General features: G+C 49.0%; 19 protein-coding genes. 18 read left to right on the forward strand and 1 reads right to left on the reverse strand.

Annotated features, from left to right (window positions below):
* Positions 1–85: 85 nt before the first annotated feature.
* The 12 genes from NQ502_RS16155 (at position 86) to thiI (ending at position 13940) form a co-directional block, all read left to right on the forward strand.
* Positions 86–1606, forward strand: coding sequence for a sugar ABC transporter ATP-binding protein (locus NQ502_RS16155; protein ID WP_242830201.1), 1521 nt, complete (start codon positions 86–88; stop codon positions 1604–1606).
* Entirely contained in the window at positions 1599–2603 is a 1005-nt protein-coding gene (locus NQ502_RS16160; RefSeq protein WP_028527363.1) for an ABC transporter permease, read from the forward strand. The genes NQ502_RS16155 and NQ502_RS16160 overlap by 8 nt, the downstream gene beginning before the upstream one ends.
* A 66-nt stretch (positions 2604–2669) precedes the next feature.
* On the forward strand, positions 2670–3683 hold the full coding sequence (locus NQ502_RS16165) for an alcohol dehydrogenase catalytic domain-containing protein (RefSeq protein WP_028527362.1): 1014 nt from the start codon (positions 2670–2672) through the stop codon (positions 3681–3683).
* Positions 3684–3829: 146 nt separating this feature from the next.
* Entirely contained in the window at positions 3830–4873 is a 1044-nt protein-coding gene (gene hrcA, locus NQ502_RS16170) for a heat-inducible transcriptional repressor HrcA (protein ID WP_028527361.1), read from the forward strand.
* Between the two features lie 37 nt (positions 4874–4910).
* Positions 4911–5573 (forward strand): nucleotide exchange factor GrpE, encoded by a 663-nt coding sequence (gene grpE, locus NQ502_RS16175; RefSeq protein ID WP_028527360.1) that lies wholly within the window; start codon positions 4911–4913, stop codon positions 5571–5573.
* Between the two features lie 101 nt (positions 5574–5674).
* Positions 5675–7546: a molecular chaperone DnaK gene (gene dnaK / locus NQ502_RS16180; protein WP_028527359.1), complete on the forward strand. Its 1872-nt coding sequence runs from the start codon at positions 5675–5677 to the stop codon at positions 7544–7546.
* Between the two features lie 98 nt (positions 7547–7644).
* A complete protein-coding gene (gene dnaJ / locus NQ502_RS16185; RefSeq protein ID WP_028527358.1) occupies positions 7645–8820 on the forward strand; it encodes a molecular chaperone DnaJ in 1176 nt (391 codons plus the stop codon).
* 110 nt (positions 8821–8930) lie between these two features.
* A complete protein-coding gene (locus NQ502_RS16190) occupies positions 8931–9851 on the forward strand; it encodes an AEC family transporter (RefSeq protein WP_028527357.1) in 921 nt (306 codons plus the stop codon).
* A 32-nt stretch (positions 9852–9883) separates the two neighbouring features.
* Positions 9884–10837, forward strand: coding sequence for a 50S ribosomal protein L11 methyltransferase (prmA, locus tag NQ502_RS16195; RefSeq protein ID WP_028527356.1), 954 nt, complete (start codon positions 9884–9886; stop codon positions 10835–10837).
* An 8-nt stretch (positions 10838–10845) separates the two neighbouring features.
* Positions 10846–11583 carry a 16S rRNA (uracil(1498)-N(3))-methyltransferase gene (locus NQ502_RS16200; protein ID WP_028527355.1) on the forward strand — a complete coding sequence of 246 codons (738 nt, stop codon included), beginning with the start codon at positions 10846–10848 and terminating at the stop codon, positions 11581–11583.
* 9 nt (positions 11584–11592) lie between these two features.
* Positions 11593–12747, forward strand: a complete 1155-nt coding sequence (locus NQ502_RS16205) for a cysteine desulfurase family protein (RefSeq protein ID WP_028527354.1) — start codon at positions 11593–11595, stop codon at positions 12745–12747.
* Positions 12748–12761: 14 nt separating this feature from the next.
* Positions 12762–13940, forward strand: coding sequence for a tRNA uracil 4-sulfurtransferase ThiI (thiI, locus tag NQ502_RS16210; protein ID WP_028527353.1), 1179 nt, complete (start codon positions 12762–12764; stop codon positions 13938–13940).
* A gap of 48 nt (positions 13941–13988) precedes the next feature.
* Here thiI and NQ502_RS16215 read toward each other — a convergent pair whose 3' ends face one another.
* Complete coding sequence (locus NQ502_RS16215; protein WP_028527352.1) at positions 13989–14222, reverse strand: HPr family phosphocarrier protein; 234 nt, start codon at positions 14220–14222, stop codon at positions 13989–13991.
* A gap of 98 nt (positions 14223–14320) precedes the next feature.
* Between NQ502_RS16215 and mtaB the strand changes: the two genes are divergently transcribed.
* From mtaB to NQ502_RS16245, 6 genes are all read left to right on the forward strand, one after another.
* Complete coding sequence (gene mtaB, locus NQ502_RS16220; RefSeq protein WP_028527351.1) at positions 14321–15634, forward strand: tRNA (N(6)-L-threonylcarbamoyladenosine(37)-C(2))-methylthiotransferase MtaB; 1314 nt, start codon at positions 14321–14323, stop codon at positions 15632–15634.
* An 82-nt stretch (positions 15635–15716) separates the two neighbouring features.
* Positions 15717–15986, forward strand: coding sequence for an IreB family regulatory phosphoprotein (locus tag NQ502_RS16225; protein ID WP_028527350.1), 270 nt, complete (start codon positions 15717–15719; stop codon positions 15984–15986).
* 4 nt (positions 15987–15990) lie between these two features.
* On the forward strand, positions 15991–16407 hold the full coding sequence (ruvX, locus tag NQ502_RS16230; RefSeq protein WP_028527349.1) for a Holliday junction resolvase RuvX: 417 nt from the start codon (positions 15991–15993) through the stop codon (positions 16405–16407).
* A 23-nt stretch (positions 16408–16430) separates the two neighbouring features.
* A complete protein-coding gene (locus NQ502_RS16235) occupies positions 16431–16691 on the forward strand; it encodes a DUF1292 domain-containing protein (RefSeq protein ID WP_028527348.1) in 261 nt (86 codons plus the stop codon).
* 29 nt (positions 16692–16720) lie between these two features.
* On the forward strand, positions 16721–18385 hold the full coding sequence (locus NQ502_RS16240) for a ribonuclease J (protein WP_028527347.1): 1665 nt from the start codon (positions 16721–16723) through the stop codon (positions 18383–18385).
* A 6-nt stretch (positions 18386–18391) separates the two neighbouring features.
* A complete protein-coding gene (locus tag NQ502_RS16245) occupies positions 18392–18730 on the forward strand; it encodes a YlbF family regulator (RefSeq protein ID WP_028527346.1) in 339 nt (112 codons plus the stop codon).
* The last annotated feature ends 18 nt before the right edge of the window (positions 18731–18748 follow it).

An 18748-nucleotide genomic window follows, 5' to 3' on the forward strand; every position in this document is an offset into this window, starting at 1 on the left:
AAGGAAAGAGGAGGCGCGGAAGAATGGAGATAGTTCTGAACCGCTTCCTTTTCTCCGCTGCGGTCATGACGGTCCGGGAGAGAGGGTGAAATCTGCAGTGAGTGATGTTGTTGTTGAATTGAAGGATATCAGGAAATTTTTTCCCGGTGTGACGGCGCTCAAAAATATGAGCATTCAGCTGAAAAAGGGAGAAGTACATGGACTGATTGGAGAAAACGGCGCTGGAAAATCGACGCTGATAAAGGTGCTGACCGGTGTCTATAAGCCTGACGGAGGGGAGATCATAGTCGGCGGTGAGACTGTGAAATTTCAGAATCCGAATGAGGCTAAAGCAAAAGGAATTTCCTGTGTATATCAGGAATTAAATATCGTCTCAGAGCTGTCCGTCACAGACAACATGTTCATGGGGAATTATGTGACAAAAGGAAAGCGCTTTCTGGATTACGCTTATATGGACAAAAGAGTGCGTGAGATTATGCAGGATATGAACCAGGATGTGGATCCGGAGACGATCTGTGCGGAGCTTGGTATGGGACAGAGGCAGATGATTGAGATCGGCAAGGCTATCCTGCTGGATGCTCAGGTTCTGATACTGGATGAACCGACGTCAAGCCTGGGAGAGAAAGAGGTGCAGGAGCTTTTTAAGACGATCCGGGTGCTGAAGAAAAAGGGAATTGCGATACTTTTCGTATCACATAAGCTGGAGGAACTGTTTGAACTCTGTGATGTGGTGACGGTGATGCGGGATGCGGAGCACATCATCACGGCACCGATACCGGAGATGACAAAAGATACTCTGATCATGCATATGGTCGGCAGGACAATGAGCAACATATATCCGGAGAAGACTTCAACCCCCGGGGAGGTGGCGCTGGAAGTCAGGAATCTGACACGTTACGGTTCCTTTGAAGACGTAAGCTTTACGGCTAAAAAGGGTGAAATCCTGGGTTTCTCCGGTCTGGTCGGAGCGGGCAGAACGGAAGTGTTCCGCTGTGTGTTCGGTGTTGACCCGCCGGACAGCGGGGAAATCTATGTAAACGGCAGGAAAGCACATATCCGCGGCACACGCGATGCCATCGGACTGGGGATGGCGTACGTATCGGAAGACCGCAAAGGCCAGGGACTGGTGCTGGAGGAGTCGGTGTCCCGCAATTTATCCCTGGTGAATCTGAGAAAGTTTGCAAAGAACCTGCTGATCAATGACAGGGGTGTGAAGGAGCAGGCGGAGACGACGGTGGATGCTCTGAAGATCAAGACGCCTTCCATCGAAGCGCAGGTCATCAATCTATCAGGGGGGAATCAGCAGAAGGTAGTCATCGGGAAATGGCTGAACACAGACTCTCATATCTTTATCTTTGATGAGCCTACCCGCGGAATTGACGTAGGGGCGAAGCTGGAGGTGTACCATGTGATGAACCGGCTGGCCAGGGAAGGCAACTGCGTGATCATGATCTCATCGGAACTGCCGGAGATACTGGGCATGTGTGACCGCGTGATCGTGATGAGGACGGGAAGCGTGATGGGTGAGATCGATCGGAAAGAAACGTATTTTAATCAGGAAGATATTATGAAAGCCGCATGGGGAGGGAAGATCAAGCATGAGTAAAAGCATTGCAAAGAATAAAAAACAAAAGAAACATTCCACACTCTGGGGACCAATACTGGCAGTTATCCTGCTGTCGGTGGTACTGTCCATTGTGACCAGCAAGTTTCTGACGATGAACAATATCCTGAATATCATGAGGCAGACTTCGGTAAACTCACTGGTTGCATTCGGCATGCTGTTCGTGCTGCTGACAGGAGGAATTGATCTGTCGCAGGGCTCGATCGTCGGTTTTTCCATGGGGATCATCACATTTTTATATTTACATGGAATTGAAAATTCGTTTCTGATGATCGTGCTGCCCATCGCGGTGGGTACGCTGTGCGGTCTGATCAACGGACTCGTATTCACGAAATTACATCTCCCGCATCCATTTGTATCGACACTGGGTATGATGCAGGTGCTGCGCGGAGTGACGCTGATCATCACACAGTCCAAGCCCGTATCCGGATTCGCAAAACCAGTGCTCTGGGTTGGTTCCGCATCGATTTTCCGTATCCCGGTATGCTTTCTGCTGGTCATTGCCGTGGTGGCGGTTGTCAGTATCTTTTTAAATAAGACACCAATGGGGCGTCAGATCTATTCGGTGGGCGGCAACCTGGAAGCGGCACGTCTTGCGGGGATCAAAGTTGACTTCACACTGACGACTACTTATGCACTTTCGGGACTGATGTGCGGGCTGGCAGCCATCGTGCTGGTAGGCCGTGTGGGATCCACCTATCCGCTCGCAGGTGAAGGCTATGAGATGGATGCGGTTGCGGCGTGCGTAATCGGCGGTGCATCCTTCAGCGGCGGAAAAGGAACGGTCGGAGGAACACTGGTAGGCGCATTGATCATTGCGGTTGTCAACAATGGTCTGAACCTGCTGGGAGCTTCTCAGGATGTTCAGAAAGTAGTGCTCGGTATCGTGATTATCCTGGCAGTACTCGTGGATGTGACCAGAACGCAGAGTAGCGAGAAGAAACGCCGTCTTGCACAGGCCAGCAGTGAAAACGCATAATGCAGTGCAGCCGGAGGAGACCAAACTTAGATGACCGGGCACAGCCGGGGAGAAAGGTATTGAGATATGAAGGCCATTATATTAGAAGAAATCGGAAAGTATGCGATTGTGGAAAAACCTGTTCCTGAAATAAGGAGAGGGAATGAGCTGCTGGTGAAAATAGATGCCTGCAGCATCTGCGGATCAGATATGCATATCTTAAGTGATCCTCCGGGATATCCGGCGGCGCCGGGTACGACGCTCGGACACGAGATGGTGGGAACGATTGTCAGTACGGGCAGTGAGGTGACGTCATTTGCGGTTGGAGACAGGATCGTGTGTGACAATAACATTCCCTGCGGGCATTGTTATTACTGCCGCAGCGGCCATGCCAACATGTGTGAGCACGTGAGGTGTCTTGGCGTGAACGGCGACGGGTTTTTTGCCCAGTATGCAGTGATTCCGGATGATTCCGCGTATGTAATCGGCCCGGAACTCCCGCTTGACATCGCGATCTTTGCGGAGCCGCTGAACTGCGTGATGGGAGCCATGGATAAACTGAGAATGATCCCGGGCGAGACCGTGGCGGTGATCGGCGCGGGACCGATCGGCCTGTATTTCATTCAGCTGCTGAAGAAAAATGGAGCCGGGACTGTTATTGCGGTTGAGCCGAGTGAATTTCGCAGGAAGATGGCGAAAGAGGCAGGGGCAGACATCGTAGTATTGCCGGCTGAGGCAGAGAAACTTCCGCAGATTGCTGCTATTGGAGCGGACATCGTTGTGGACGCAGTGGGCAGCTGCATCAAAGATGCGCTTGACTGGGTCCGGTGTTCAGGGAGAGTTCTGCTGTTCGGACAGAATTTTGCCAGAACGCAGGAGATCTGCCAGAGCATGATCACCAGAAAAGAACTTACCGTGACCGGAAGTTATATAGGAAGCTATTCGTGGCATGATACGATCAGGCTGCTGGAACATGACCATATGCAGCTGGAAAAGATGATTACTCACCGGCTGGCGCTGGAAGACTTCGCGGTCGGATATGAGGCGATGAAGAACGGCAGCGCGCTGGAAGTCATCCTGTATCCGAACGGTAAAAAATAATTCCATATCAGCTGTGAATAGTAACAAAAAAATCAAAAAAAGTACACCCAGACTCTTGACAAAGGCAGAGGCTGGGTGTATATTAGCGTTAGATGTTAGCACTCCACCTAAACGAGTGCTAACAAAAAATCAGAAAGGAGCTATGTATGGAAGAACGTTTGGATGAACGAAAACAAAAGATTTTGAAAGCAATAATCCAGACATACCTGGAAACAGGCGAACCAGTAGGCTCCCGGACGATTTCAAAATATACCGATTTAAATCTGAGCTCGGCGACGATTCGTAATGAAATGTCTGACCTGGAAGACCTGGGATATATTGTTCAACCGCATACATCGGCAGGGAGAATTCCTTCTGATAAAGGATACCGTCTTTATGTCGATGAAATGATGAAAGAAAAAGATCAGGAAGTATCAGAGATTAAAGAACTCATGATCGAGAAGACGGACCGCATGGAAAAAGTACTGAAGCAGGTGGTGAAGATGCTCGCTACCAATACGAACTATGCGACTCTGATAACCGGACCTTCCTATCACAGGACGAAGGTAAAATTTATTCAGCTTTCGAAATTGCGGGAGGATCAGATTCTGGCCGTGATCGTTGTGGAAGGCAATATGGTCAAAAATCAGATTATTAATCTGGAAGAACCGATGGATGATGAGACGATTCTCAAACTGAATCTTCTGCTGAACACGCAGCTCAATGGCCTGACGATCGAGGAGATCAGCCTTGGTATGATCAAGACGCTCAAAGAGCAGGCGGGCATTCACAGCGCAGTGGTGAGCGGCGTGCTGGATGGACTTGAGGAAACGATCTCCAGTACCGATGAGGAGTTCCCGGTTTTTACCAGCGGGGCAACCAATATCTTCAGATATCCGGAGCTTTCTGACAGCAGCAAAGCCAGTGAACTGATCTCTGCATTTGAGGAGAAAGAACAGCTGGTTGAGATGCTCAAAGAGACAGTGGGAGATGAGGATATGGAGAATACTGGAATTCAGGTATATATAGGAAGCGAGTCACCCGTTCAGACGATGAAGGACTGCAGTGTCGTGACGGCCACGTATGAATTGGGAGAAGGCATGAAGGGCACGATAGGTATTATCGGGCCGAAACGGATGGATTATGAAAACGTAGTAGACAATCTGAAAACGCTGAAAGCGCAGCTGGATTCGATATTTAAGAAAGAGTAGCAGCCGGCAGCATGGCTGTCAGAAGGGTGGAATGAGAATGGCAGAAGATATAAAGAAGGAAGAAACGCTGGATGCCGAAGAAACGGCTGATGCGCAGAACCAGGAAACACTGAACGAAGAAACACAGGATGCAGAATCCCGGGAAGCGGACGCAGCTTCAGAGGATGAGGCTGGGAAAGCGGCTGATGACGGCGCACCTGCCGAAAAAGAGCAGCAGGAGACGGAGCCAAAGAAGCGCTTCGGGAAAAAGAAAGATAAGAAAGACAAAAAGGATGAGAAAATCGAGGAGCTGACAGATCAGCTGAAACGTCAGATGGCGGAATTCGATAACTACCGGAAACGCACGGAGAAAGAGAAAGCGAGCATGTATGTGATCGGAGCCAAAGAAATCGTGGAAAAGATTCTTCCGATCGTGGATAATTTTGAACGCGGACTCGCAAGTGTGCCGGATGAACAGAAGGAAGACCCCTTTGTAGATGGCATGGATAAGATCTACAGACAGCTGATGACGGCGCTGGAGGAGATGGGCGTTAAGGTGATCGAGGCAGTCGGGCAGGAATTCAACCCGGACCTGCACAACGCAGTGATGCATGTGGAGGACGAAGATGCCGGTGAGAACATCATCGTCGAGGAATTCCAGAAGGGTTATCTGTATAAAGACTTTGTGGTCAGACACAGCATGGTAAAAGTGGCAAACTGACCGGCCGAAAGCAGCTTAGTGAACGCGAAGTTAGCTGAGGGATGTTAAATAAACAACACAAAAACTATAAAATAGAAATCATAACCAGGAGGTAGATTATTATGAGTAAAATTATTGGTATTGACCTTGGAACAACAAACAGCTGTGTAGCTGTAATGGAAGGCGGTCAGCCGACCGTCATCGCGAATACAGAAGGCGCAAGAACAACACCATCTGTTGTGGCATTTACAAAGACCGGAGAGAGACTGGTCGGAGAACCAGCAAAGCGTCAGGCTGTAACAAATGCAGACAAAACAATTTCATCTATCAAAAGACATATGGGAAGCGATTACCGTGTGACGATTGATGGTAAAAAATATTCTCCGCAGGAAATTTCAGCTATGATCCTGCAGAAAATGAAAGCGGACGCAGAGGCATACCTTGGTGAAAAAGTGACAGAAGCTGTGATCACGGTGCCGGCTTACTTTAACGATGCTCAGCGCCAGGCAACAAAAGATGCCGGAAAGATTGCAGGACTCGAAGTAAAACGTATCATCAACGAGCCGACAGCTGCAGCACTGGCATACGGTCTGGATAACGAAAAAGAGCAGAAAATCATGGTTTATGACCTTGGCGGCGGTACCTTCGATGTTTCCATCATTGAGATCGGCGACGGCGTCATCGAGGTTCTCTCTACAGCCGGAAACAACAAACTGGGCGGGGATGACTTTGACGCAAAGATCACAGACTACATGCTCGCAGAATTTAAGAAACAGGAAGGCGTCGATCTGTCAAATGATAAGATGGCGTTGCAGAGACTGAAAGAGGCAGCAGAGAAGGCGAAAAAAGAACTTTCTTCCGCGACGACAACGAACATCAACCTGCCGTTCATCACGGCAACAGCTGATGGCCCGAAACATTTTGACATGAATCTGACCAAGGCTAAATTTGATGAACTGACACATGATCTGGTAGAGAAAACAGCAGAGCCGGTAAAACGTGCACTCTCAGATGCGGGCATCTCAGCATCCGAACTGGGTAAAGTTCTTCTGGTAGGCGGCTCCACACGTATTCCGGCTGTTCAGGATAAAGTAAAACAGCTGACGGGACATGAGCCGAGCAAGACTCTGAACCCGGATGAATGTGTGGCACTGGGTGCTTCCGTACAGGGCGGAAAACTTGCAGGTGATGCGGGCGCAGGCGACATTCTTCTTCTGGATGTAACACCGCTTTCCCTGTCAATTGAGACCATGGGCGGCGTGGCAACGAGGCTGATTGAAAGAAATACAACGATTCCGACCAAAAAGAGCCAGATTTTCTCTACGGCGGCAGATAACCAGACGGCCGTTGACATCAACGTGGTTCAGGGAGAGAGACAGTTTGCGAAAGACAATAAGTCTCTTGGACAGTTCCGACTGGACGGAATCCCGCCTGCAAGAAGAGGTGTGCCGCAGATTGAAGTTACGTTCGACATCGATGCCAACGGTATCGTAAATGTTTCCGCTAAGGACCTCGGAACAGGTAAGGAGCAGCACATCACGATCACCGCAGGTTCCAATATGTCGGATGACGATATTGAAAAGGCAGTGAGAGAGGCAGCTGAATTCGAGGCACAGGATAAAAAGCGTAAAGAGGCGATTGATGCGCGCAATGACGCGGATGCGTTCGTATTCCAGACTGAAAAAGCACTGGAAGAAGCAGGCGATAAGATCGATGCAAATGATAAGACGGCGGTGGAAGCTGATTTGGCAGCACTGAAGGAAATTCTTGCTAAATCCACACCGGAAGAGACCACGGAAGCGCAGGTTGCAGAAATCAAAGCGGCACAGGAAAAACTGATGCAGAGTGCACAGAAGCTGTTTGCAAAAATGTATGAGCAGACACAGGGAGCAGCAGGTGCAGACCCGAATATGGGCGGTGCCGGAGCCGGTGCGGGTTCTGAAGCCGGATATGATTCGGATGACGTTGTTGATGCTGATTACAAAGAAGTGTAAAATAAAAGCGTAAGTGACGAAGGCAACTCACGGATACGGCAGGTATTCGTGAGTTGCAGTTACGCGTACTTAAAAATCGAAAATGAAAGGTGAACATCATGGCAGAAAAGAGAGATTACTATGAGGTTCTGGGCGTAGACCGTGGTGCAGATGATGCCACTTTAAAAAAAGCATATAGAAAACTCGCAAAACAGTATCATCCGGATATGAACCCGGGGGATGAGGCTGCTGAGAAGAAATTCAAGGAAGCGACGGAAGCGTATGGAGTATTGAGCGATCCTGAGAAGAGGAAGCAGTATGATCAGTTCGGCCATGCAGCATTCGAAGGCGGCGCCGGAGGAGGCGGATTCGGCGGGTTTGGCGGCTTTGATTTCAGCGGTCAGGATATGGGAGATATTTTCGGGGATCTGTTCGGGGATCTGTTTGGAGGCGGTTCCAGAAGGAGAGCAAACAATGGCCCGATGAAGGGGGCGAATCTGCGCGCCGTTATCCATATCACATTCCAGGAGGCAGTGTTTGGATGTGAAAAAGAGCTGGAGATCAATCTGAAAGATGAATGTGACACGTGCCATGGTACGGGTGCCAAACCCGGAACAGAGCCGCAGACATGTCCGAAATGTAATGGTGAGGGTCAGGTCGTGTATACGCAGCAGTCCATGTTTGGAATGGTGAGAAATGTGCAGACATGTCCGGAATGTAACGGAACCGGTAAGGTGATCAAGGAGAAATGTACCTCCTGCCGCGGTACAGGGTATAACACGAACCGCAAGAAGATCAAAGTTACCGTGCCGGCCGGCATTGATGACGGACAGAGTATCCGCATCCGCGAAAAGGGCGAACCGGGGAAAAACGGCGGTCCGCGCGGAGATCTGCTGGTAGAGGTTCAGGTTGCACGGCATCCGATCTTCCAGAGGCAGGACATGAATATATTCTCCACTGCGCCGATCACATATGCACAGGCGGCGCTGGGCGGCGATGTGAAGATCAGTACTGTGGACGGTGACGTGATGTATACGGTGAAGCCCGGGACACAGACGGATACGAAGATACGGCTGAAGGGAAAAGGCGTTCCTTCCCTGCGCAATAAGAGCATTCGAGGGGATCATTATGTGACTCTGGTCGTACAGGTGCCGACCAAACTGAACGAGGAGGCCAAAGAGGCGCTGCGCCAGTTTGATGCGGCGTGCGGTAATTCTCCGGCTCCGGCACATGCCAAAAATACAGAAAAGAAGAAAAGCTTTATGGATAAACTCAAAGAGACATTTGAGGACTGACAGCCAATTGAAAAACTGCAATTCCGTTTTGGACAAATCTGTGTTTCATAACGGTATTGCGGTTTTTTTTCTTTTCGTGTATGATATGGTAAGTGACAGGAGCAAAGCTTATGATGAGTACATGGATTGTGTTCCAGCAGATGCTGGTTGTTTTTATTTTGATTGCGGTCGGTTTTTTCATGTTCCGCTCCGGCCGCTTTTCGCATACGGCTTCGAAGGATCTCTCGGGATTGATCACCAATGTGTGTAACCCCGCGATCATGATCGGCAGTGCATTTGGTGATCATGCGGGAACAACCGGCCAGGACCTTCTGACGGCCGTCTTGGCTGCAGTGGTCATGTATGCGGTTCTTCTGGTGCTGGGATGGCTTCTGCCGCGCATTTTGCGGGTCTCAAAACCGGAACAGAAGTTTTACAGTATGATGACAGTTTACGGCAACATCGGCTTTATCGGAATTCCGCTTGTGTCTGCGGTTCTGGGCAGTTCCGCCCTCATCTACCTGTCGGTGTTTATTCTGATGTTTAATATTCTGATCTATACGCATGGAATGCAGCTGATAACATCGGATGTTCAGGGCGGTGGATTCCAGTGGAGGCGCATGATCAATGTCGGTACCATATCGGGTATGCTGACGGTGATTATTTTCCTGCTGGACCCTCCGGTTCATCAGGTGATTTCCGACAGCGTTTCCTATATCGGAGGCTGCACCACATTTTTGTCAATGCTGGTTTTGGGGGGATCGATTGCGAACATGTCGGCAAAAGAAGTATTTGGGGACAAAAAGCTGTACCTTTTTGCTGCCATCCGGTTTTTTCTGATTCCGGCTGCCGCGGCTGTGGCGCTGAAACCGCTGATCGCAAATGATCTGATACGGGAAATCACAGTATTCTGTCTGGCATTTCCGGTGGCAAACATGCCTCTGATGCTGGCACAGGAATATAATGCGGACACAAAACTACTGGCGAGAGGGATCATTCTGACTACGCTGCTGTCGATTTTCAGCGTGACACTCTCTGCCGGCTTTATCTGAGCAACCATATCATCGAAAAAGGAGAATAGAGTATGAGATGGAATAAATTCACACTGAAGACGAGGACGGAAGCGGAAGATATCGTTATTTCAACTCTGGCGGAGGTTGGGATTCAGGGCGTAGAAATTGAGGACAGGCAGCCGCTTACCGAGTCGGACAAACAGCAGATGTTTGTGGATATCCTGCCGGACATGCCGGCGGATGACGGGATTGCATATCTGAATTTCTATCTGGATGAAGAGGAAGATAAGGAGAGTATCCTGGCAGATGTCAGGGAGGCGCTCGACGAGCTGCGGCTGTTTATGGATATCGGCGAGGCGACGATTGTGGAATCCCAGACAGAGGACAAGGACTGGATCAATAACTGGAAAGAGTACTTTCGCCAGTTTTATGTGGATGATATCCTGATCATCCCGTCCTGGGAAGAGGTAAAGGAAGAGGATAAGGGGAAAATGATCATCCACATTGACCCGGGCACGGCGTTCGGCACCGGCATGCATGAGACAACTCAGCTCTGTATCCGCCAGCTGAAAAAATATGTGACTCCGACAACAGAATTGCTGGATGTAGGAACCGGCAGCGGGATTCTGTCGATCGTGGCGCTGAAACTGGGTGCACGCCATGCGGTAGGGACGGATCTGGATGTCTGCGCCGTTCCGGCGGTTGAGGAGAACAAGGCGGCAAATGATATCGACAGGGACGCATTCACCATGATGATCGGAAACATCATTGACAACAAAGAGACGCAGGATGCGGTCGGTTATGAGAAATATGATATTGTGGTAGCCAATATCCTGGCGGATGTGCTGGTTATGCTGACACCTGTGATCGTGAAGCAGATGAAACCGGGCGGAATCTATATTACATCGGGGATCCTTGCTGAAAAGGAAAGTGTTGTCAGAGATGCAGTGTCGCATGCGGGACTTACCGTGGAGGAAGTGACGTATCAGGGAGAGTGGGTGTCTGTGACAGCGCGGAAACGGTAGGAGCGGATATGTATCGGTTTTTTGTGAATGAGAATCAGATCAGAGATCATAAAGTTCATATCACCGGCGGGGATGTGAACCATATCAGGAATGTACTGCGGCTGAAACCGGGAGATGAGGTATGTGTCTCTGACGGGGGAAAGGTGGAATATCACTGCGGTATTCTGGAGTTTCCTGAGGGCGAGGTGCTGCTCGAAGTACAGTATTTGCAGGAGGAAAACCTGGAGCTTGGATCGCGCATCTACCTCTTTCAGGGACTCCCCAAAAGTGACAAGATGGATACCATCGTCCAGAAGGCTGTTGAACTCGGGGTTTATCAGATTATTCCTGTGGCAATGAAGCGCTGCGTGGTCAGGCTGGACCAGAAGAAAGAGGAGAACAGAAGAAAGCGCTGGAACAGCATTTCGGAGAGCGCCGCAAAGCAGGCGGGACGGATGATCGTTCCGGAGGTAAGACCGGTGATGACGTTTGAGGAGGCTGTTGCATATGCAGCGGACTGTGACGTCAGATTAATGCCGTATGAGATGGCAGGCGGCATGAAGGAGACCAAAGAACTGCTGGCGGGTATCCGAAAAGGGCAGTCTGTCGCGGTCTTTATCGGACCTGAGGGAGGATTTGCCGGGGAAGAGGCAGAGCTTGCCCGCAAGAGCGGGATGGAGCTCATCACGCTGGGAAAGAGAATTTTAAGAACGGAGACAGCGGGAATGACAACTCTGTCAATCCTGATGTTTTTATTGGAGGAATAGAGATAGAAGATGGAAGCTTATTTGGATAATTCGGCGACCACGCGGTGTTACCGCGAAGTGTGTGAGATTGTCAGCCGCACAATGTATGAGGATTTTGGCAATCCGTCTTCCATGCATTTAAAGGGTATGGAGGCGGAGCGGTACGTCAAAGAGGCGGCATCACAGATCGCAGCGACATTGAAGGTGTCTGAGAAGGAAATTTATTTTACGTCAGGCGGGACAGAATCAGATAACTGGGCGCTGATCGGAACGGCAGAAGCCAATAAGAGACGCGGCAGGCATATCATCATAACGGATATCGAGCATCCGGCGGTCTCGGCTCCGGCATCATTTCTCGAGGACCAGGGGTATGAGGTGACAAGACTGCCGTCAGACAGTCATGGCTGTATATCAATGGATGATCTCAGGGAGGCAGTGCGGGAGGATACGATTCTTGTGTCCACCATGTACGTCAATAATGAGATCGGTTCCGTACAGCCGGTGGAGGCCATCGGGGCATTCCTGAAAGAACAGTATCCCGAGGTAGCCTATCACGTGGATGCGATTCAGGCGTACGGGAAATACCGGATCTGGCCGGAACGTATGGGAATCGATCTGCTGTCGGTCAGCGGTCATAAGATTCACGGTCCGAAGGGCGTCGGGTTTCTGTATGTGAGAAACAAGGTAAAACTTCATCCGGTTATCCACGGAGGCGGCCAGCAGAATGGCATGCGTTCCGGGACAGATAATGTGCCGGGGATCGCCGGATTGGGATGTGCGGCAGAGATGTGCTGCCGTGAACTCGAAGAGCATGCGGAATATATGTACCGCCTGAAGCATCAGCTCACGGATGGCCTGAACGGCATGGAAGATGTCGTGATACATGGAATGGCTGTATATGACGGGGCTCCGCATATTGTCAACGCATCTTTTATGGGCGTGCGCAGTGAAGTACTTCTGCACGCACTCGAAGAAAAAGGAATCTATGTGTCGGCTGGGTCGGCGTGCTCCACGCATAAAAAGAGCAAGAGCCCGACGCTGTCAGCTATCGGCGCCGGTGCGGGGGAAATGGAGTCTGCGGTTCGCTTCAGCTTTTCAGAGGAGACGACACCGGAGGAGATCACATATACACTGGAAGTTCTCGAAGGGCTGCTGCCGATGCTGCGGCGGTATATGAGACGTTAGAAGGAGAAAATAGTATGTTTACAGCATTTTTGATAAAATATGCCGAGATCGGGATTAAAGGAAAGAACAGATATCTGTTCGAGGATGCGCTGGTGAGGCAGATTCGGTTTGCCTTAAAGCCCGTCGAAGGGGAATTTGATGTGACGAGGGAGCAGGGCAGGATCTATGTCATTGCCGGGAGCGCGTTTGATTTCGATGAGACTGTGGGGGCGCTGAAGCGTGTGTTCGGGATCTCCGGCATATGTCCGGTCGTCATCGCAGAGGATGAAGGGTTCGAAAAACTGGCACAGGATGTCACCGCGTACATGGACTGTCAGTATCCGGATAAGAACCGGACATTTAAAGTGAATGTCAGACGCGCGAAGAAATCATATCCCATGAGTTCCATGGAAGCAAACAGCGAGCTTGGCGGAAGACTGCTGGATGCATTTCCGGAACTGAAAGTGGATGTACACAAGCCGGATATCATGCTCAATGTGGAGATACGAAACAGGATTTATATCTATTCTGATATCATTCCGGGACCCGGAGGAATGCCGGTTGGGACGAACGGAAAAGCGATGCTGCTTCTCTCCGGGGGAATTGACAGCCCTGTCGCAGGATATATGATAGCAAAGCGGGGGGTTCAGATTGAGGCCGTCTATTTTCATGCTCCGCCGTATACGAGTGAGCGCGCGAAACAGAAGGTTATCGATCTCGCGAGACTGGTGTCGCGCTACAGCGGACCCATCCGGCTGCATATCGTCAATTTCACGGAAATACAGCTGTATATCTATGATCAGTGTCCGCACGATGAACTTACGATCATTATGCGCCGCTATATGATGAAGATTGCAGAGCGTATCGGGAAAGAGACGGGATGTCTGGGCCTGATCACAGGTGAGAGCATCGGACAGGTTGCCAGCCAGACCATTCAGAGCCTGGCAGCCACCAATGAAGTATGTACGATGCCGGTATTTCGGCCTGTGATCGGATTTGATAAACAGGAGATCGTGGATGTGGCTCTGAAGATTGATACGTATGAGACATCGATTCAGCCGTTCGAGGACTGCTGCACGATATTTGTGGCAAAGCATCCGGTGACGAAACCGAATCTGAATGCGATCAAACGATCTGAAGTAAAACTGCAGGAAAAAATAGAGGAAATGCTGGAGACGGCGGTTAACACCGCGGATGCGGTAACAGTCTCCTGAGACAGCAAAAAAGAAAAGGCTTTGCTGAATGCGAAGCCTTTGATGATCTTAGAGAATATATGGTTCCAGGCTCTTTAATACTTCTTCCAGAGCGTCGCCTTCGGCGTGGATGTTCAGGTTGATCGGTTTTGCAAGATCCAGGCTGAAGATTCCCATGATGGATTTTGCGTCGATGACATACCTTCCGGAGACGAGATCGAAGTCAAAATCAAATTTGGAGATTTCATTTACAAAGGATTTTACTTTATCGATGGAGTTTAAAGAAATCTGAACTTTTTTCATAATAATGTTCCCTCCCTTAATTTATTAATGATGATATGAACATCTTACATTTTATGGATGGGAAAGTCAAGGGCAAACACATAAAACGGAGGTAAAACGTGGGTAAAAAAGCGGCACTGCATAACCTGGGCTGTAAAGTGAATGCGTATGAGACGGAGGCAATGCAGCAGCTTCTGCAGGAGAACGGGTATGAAATCGTAGATTTTGCACCGGGTGCGGATATCTACATCATCAATACCTGCACGGTGACAAATATCGCAGACAGGAAATCCCGCCAGATGATTCACAAAGCCAAAAAGATGAATCCTGATGCGCTGGTTGTCGCGGCCGGCTGTTACGTTCAGGCGGGAAAAGAAAAAATAGAAAAAGATGCGTCGATTGATATTATAATTGGGAATAATAAGAAGAAAGACCTGATTAATATTCTAAAAGAACATGAGAAAAAACTGGAAAACAGGAATAGTGTGATCGATATCAATCATACAAAAGAATATGAGGAACTTTACGTATCGCACATGACGGAACATACGAGGGCCTATATCAAGGTTCAGGACGGCTGCAATCAATTCTGTACGTACTGTATTATCCCTTATGCAAGAGGCAGAGTCAGAAGCCGTCATAAAGAAGATGTCCTGAGTGAAGTGCGGCGCCTTGCGGAAGCCGGCTGCAGGGAGATTGTACTGACAGGCATTCACCTGAGCTCTTACGGCGCCGACCTTCAGGAGGGCGGTCTGCCTGATCTGATCCAGGCGGTTCATCGAATAAGCGGTATCGAGCGCATACGTCTGGGTTCGCTGGAACCGGGGATCGTCACAGAAGAATTTGCAGCGGCACTTGCCGCTCTGCCAAAAGTCTGTCCGCATTTCCATCTGTCTCTGCAGAGCGGGTGTGACGGGACATTAAAGAGGATGAACAGAAGATACGACGCCAAAGAATACCAGAGAAAATGTGCCTTGCTGCGCAGACATTTCAGGGCCCCCGCGCTGACGACGGATGTGATCGTAGGATTTCCGGGTGAAACGCCTGAGGAATTTGAGGAATCCCGAAAATTTGTGGAGGGCATCTCATTTTACGAGACGCATATTTTCAAATATTCCAGACGGGAAGGCACAAAGGCGGCTGATATGGAACATCAGGTTTCTGACGCGGACAAAACGCTTCGCAGCAATATTATGATTCAGATGGGCAAAGAGAAAAAGAAGGCTTACATGGAACAGTTTCTGGGACAGACATTGGAAATCCTGATAGAAGAACAGGCTGCGATCGATGGGGAAAGCTACTGGGTGGGCTACACACCGCAATACCTGAAGGCGGCAGTCAGGCTTCCGGGAAACCCGAGAAACACGTTGGTTTTGGTAAGGATCTGCCGGCTGCTGGAAGATGAGATACTGCTGGCTGTTTCCGTGTCGTGAGAAATCTTCATAAATTCTTCATTGTATTTTTGGAGATTTTGTATTAAAATAAGATAGATATCAAAATTAAGGGCGTGAAAAAATGGCAAATATTAGTAATACACAGTATTTTAAAGTGAAAACAGAACCGGAAATACAGGTAAAGGACGTGCTTGATCTCGTGTATAACGCGATGGCTGAAAAGGGATATAACCCGGTCAATCAGATTGTGGGCTATATCATGTCCGGCGATCCGACTTACATTACGAGTTATAAAGGCGCGCGAAGCATGATCATGAAAGTAGAACGGGATGAACTGGTAGAAGAGCTGTTAAAAGCCTATATCGAGAATCAATCCTGGAAGAGAGACTGATTTCATGCGTATAATGGGACTTGATTATGGATCCAAAACTGTAGGGGTGGCTGTCAGCGATCCTCTCGGAATCACTGCGCAGGGCGTTGAGACGATCTGGCGGAAATCTGAGAACAAACTGCGTCAGACACTGGCACGGATTGAGGAACTGATAAGGGAATACCAGGTTGAAAAAATCGTGCTTGGTTTCCCCAAAAATATGAATAACACGATAGGGGACAGGGCTGCCATGTCTTTGGAGTTTCAGCAGACTTTAAAAAGACGGACAGGTCTGGACGTTGTCATGTGGGATGAACGGCTGACGACAGTTGCGGCAGAGCGCGTACTGATGGAAGGAGGCGTACGGCGGGAGCACCGCAAGGAACGCGTGGATGAACTGGCTGCGGTTCTGATTCTTCAGAACTATCTCGACAGTCTGTAATTCATTTGGAAAAGGTAAACGGTATGGAAAAAATTATATTTTTAGAAGAAGACGGAACGGAAACAGAATTTTACGTAGAAGAACAGACAAGGATGAACGGATGTAATTACCTGCTGGTGACAGAATCTCTGGATGATGAGGCATGTGCTTATATTCTGAAAGACCTATCCGAAGATACAGATCAGGATTCCAGATATGTGATGGTAGAAGACGATCTGGAACTGGAGACGATATCACGTCTGTTTGCGGACATGTTAGAGGACGTGGACATCGAATTGGAATAAGAAATATAAATTAGTGAGTGGAGGTACTCTTGAAAAAAATTAATAATTCAAAATTGAAAATCATTCCGCTGGGCGGCCTGGAGCAGATTGGAATGAATATTACTGCCTTTGAGTGTGAAGACAGTATTGTTGTCGTGGACTGCGGGCTGTCATTTCCGGAAGACGATATGCTGGGCATTGACCTGGTGATCCCGGATGTGACTTATCTGAAAGACAACGCGGACAAAGTAAAAGGCTTTGTCATCACACATGGACATGAGGACCATATCGGTGCGCTTCCTTATGTGCTGAAACAATTAAATGCACCGATCTATGCGACGAAACTGACGCAGGGATTAATTGAAAATAAACTAAAGGAACACAATCTTCTTCGAACTACCAAAAGAAAAACCGTAAAACATGGCCAGTCAATCAACCTTGGCTGCTTCCGTATCGAATTTATTAAAACAAACCACAGTATTGCAGACGCTTCTGCCCTGGCTATCTATTCACCGGCAGGAATCGTTATTCATACAGGAGACTTTAAAGTGGATTATACGCCTGTTTTCGGCGATGCAATCGATCTTCAGCGCTTTGCGGAGATTGGAAAAAAGGGTGTGCTGGCCCTGATGTGCGACAGTACGAACGCGGAACGCCCCGGGTTTACCATGTCAGAACGCACCGTTGGAAAAACATTTGATAATATATTTGCCGAACACAAAAATACGCGGATTATCATTGCAACATTTGCTTCAAATGTTGACCGTGTACAGCAGATCATCAACTCTGCATATAAATACGGACGCAAGGTTGTTGTGGAAGGGCGGAGCATGGTAAATGTCATCTCGACCGCCTCGGAACTGGGATATCTGAATATCCCGGATAAAACCTTAATTGATATTGACAAGATGAAGAACTATCCGGATGAACAGATGGTGCTCATAACGACGGGAAGCCAGGGTGAGTCCATGGCGGCTCTCTCCAGAATGGCGGCGGATATTCACAGAAAAGTTACAATCAAACCGAACGATACAATTATTTTCAGCTCCAACCCGATTCCGGGAAATGAAAAAGCGGTGTCAAAGGTGATCAATGAGCTTTCTGCGAAAGGGGCTGACGTTATATTCCAGGATGCGCACGTATCCGGGCATGCCTGTCAGGAGGAGATTAAACTGATCTATTCCCTCGTAAGGCCCAAATACGCGATTCCGGTGCATGGTGAATATCGGCATCTGAAGGCACATGCACAGATAGCCCGTAACATTGGACTGCCCAAAGAAAATGTATTTATTATGAGATCCGGTGAAGTCATGGAGATGGGTCAGGAGCAGGCACAGATTGTGGGAAAAGTGCATACGGGTGCAATTCTCGTAGACGGGCTCGGTGTAGGGGACGTCGGGAACATCGTGCTTCGTGACCGCCAGCACCTGGCGGAGGACGGGATCATCATCGTAGTGCTTACGCTGGAGAAATTCAGCAACCAGCTGCTGGCCGGTCCGGACATTGTATCACGCGGATTTGTATATGTACGGGAGTCGGAAGACCTGATGGGCGAAGCCAGAGTTGTAGTGGAGGACGCACTGGATGGCTGCCTCGCGAAACAGGTCTCTGACTGGGGAAAAATAAAAACTGTCATTAAAGACGGGTTGAGTGAATTTGTATGGAAGAGAACAAAGAGACGTCCGATGATTCTTCCGATAATAATGGAGGCGTAAAGTACCATGAATGCGATCGAGCAGAAAACATATGAATTGATTCAGACAATCAAAGACAGCGAATATTATAAGACGTTTGAGGACAGCCTGGAGAAAGTTGTGCGGCAGCCGGAGGTAAAGGGAAGGCTTGACGAATTTCGCGCACGTACGTTCCGTATGTATAATGAATTGGATGAAGTGGATTTGTATGATGAAACAGATAAAATAGAAAGAGAGCACAGAGAACTTCGAAGAATTCCGGAAGTCAATGCCTTTCTGGATGCAGAGTACGAGCTGTGCAAGCTTCTGAAATCAACAGAGGATATGATCAATATGGCGATCGATGTACAGATCCCAGAGCTGTAGAATCCAGGAGACAGGAGA

This window comes from Ruminococcus gauvreauii (assembly GCF_025151995.1).
Taxonomy (GTDB): domain Bacteria; phylum Bacillota; class Clostridia; order Lachnospirales; family Lachnospiraceae; genus Ruminococcus_G; species Ruminococcus_G gauvreauii.